We start from the raw sequence: 1,285 nt of genomic DNA on the forward strand, positions 1-1,285 counted from the left end.
GACCGCCTGCAAGGCAACACTGTCGCCGCCGATGGTTCTGACCGCCTGCAAGGCAACACTGTCGCCGCCGATGGCTCCGACCGCCTGCAAGGCAACAGCATCGCCTGAATACATCGCAACACTGGAACAACAAAAAGCCCGGCCTGATCAGCCGGGCTTTTTCGTTTCGTTGAAACAAGGGTCAACGTCGTCGGAAATGTCCTGCCTGGAAGCGGGAGGTGTCCCAACCAATAAAAGGATCAGCCTGATATCCGTGGCGCTCGTCAACCGTTGAAATATCGGACTGGGAATTCGGTTGGTTGATGCGGCCCAGCACCGCCCATCAAGCTGAAGTTGACCCAGAAGTCTCGGCTCGACCAGAATGCGGGAGGTGGCGCCAATGTAGCTACAAACAGACAGTGAGGTTATTACCATGGGTGCATTACTGAAAACGACGGACGTGCGTTGCCGCATCGATGAAGAGTTGAAAGCGCAAGCGACTGAAGTGTTGAGCGCCTGTGGCTTGAGTATCAGTGATGCCATGCGTCTTTTTCTTCGTCAGGTGGTAGCGACTCAGGGACTTCCGTTCGAGGTACGCGTCCCTTCGGAGAAAACGGCACGCGCCATGATGCAGGCAAGAGAGATTCGGCAGCGGTTCGACTCCGTAGACGAAATGCTGAGGGATGCAGATGGCGAAACCGGAGAAAAAGCAAAAGCGCGCTGAGCTGCCCAGGCAATGTGCACAGACCTCGGAATTCAAGAAATCGTGGGAACGTTACAAGCGCGCCGGACGCCGTGACATGAATGAAGTCCGGCAGGTGATGGTCATGCTTTTTCTGGGAGAGCCATTACCAGCGCAGTATCTGGATCATGCATTGTCGGGAGACTGGGCGGGTTTTCGAGAGTGTCATATCGGAGGTGATTTCCTGATGATTTATGAACACACCCGTCCAGACCTGATTACCTTTGTCGATCTCGGGAGCCATTGCGAAATGTTCAAATAGCGCTACGTCTTGCTCAGAAAAGCCCGGCCTGATCAGCCGGGCTTTTTCGTGTCCGCCGGATTGCCGAACACGCGCCCCCTGTAGGAGCTGCCGAAGGCTGCGCCTACACACGCATGTGCTTCATCGTGGACGCATGGCCGGGTTTTGGGTGAGTCTATGGTTCTTCTCCATGGAACCCTGCCCATGAGCAAAACCGAAACCCTGGCCAAAATCATGCTCGGCCCCGTGCTGTTGATGCAGGGAGCCTATACCCGTCGGGTCACGCCGAAATTGCCGGAGGCCGAGGGTGAGCGGGAGGGGGT

General features: G+C 56.2%; 2 protein-coding genes and 1 pseudogene. All 3 read left to right on the forward strand.

What is annotated here, in order from left to right:
* The first annotated feature begins 412 nt into the window (after positions 1-412).
* The gene (locus HNO86_RS28450; protein ID WP_175380259.1) at positions 413-703 is read left to right on the forward strand and encodes a type II toxin-antitoxin system RelB/DinJ family antitoxin; all 291 of its coding nucleotides are present in this window, start codon (positions 413-415) and stop codon (positions 701-703) included.
* Complete coding sequence (locus tag HNO86_RS28455; protein WP_175380260.1) at positions 669-983, forward strand: type II toxin-antitoxin system YafQ family toxin; 315 nt, start codon at positions 669-671, stop codon at positions 981-983. The genes HNO86_RS28450 and HNO86_RS28455 overlap by 35 nt, the downstream gene beginning before the upstream one ends.
* 183 nt (positions 984-1,166) lie before the next feature.
* Positions 1,167-1,285: pseudogene (locus HNO86_RS30495) on the forward strand (SGNH/GDSL hydrolase family protein); the annotation flags it as partial.

It is taken from the genome of Pseudomonas sp. C1C7 (genome assembly GCF_013359595.1).
In the GTDB taxonomy this organism is placed as follows: Bacteria; Pseudomonadota; Gammaproteobacteria; order Pseudomonadales; family Pseudomonadaceae; genus Aquipseudomonas.

Coding starts and splice junctions, on each gene's coding strand:
- HNO86_RS28450 (WP_175380259.1), top strand. CDS start 413: ATGGGTGCATTACTGAAAACGACGGACGTGCGTTGCCGCATCGATGAA.
- HNO86_RS28455 (WP_175380260.1), top strand. CDS start 669: ATGGCGAAACCGGAGAAAAAGCAAAAGCGCGCTGAGCTGCCCAGGCAA.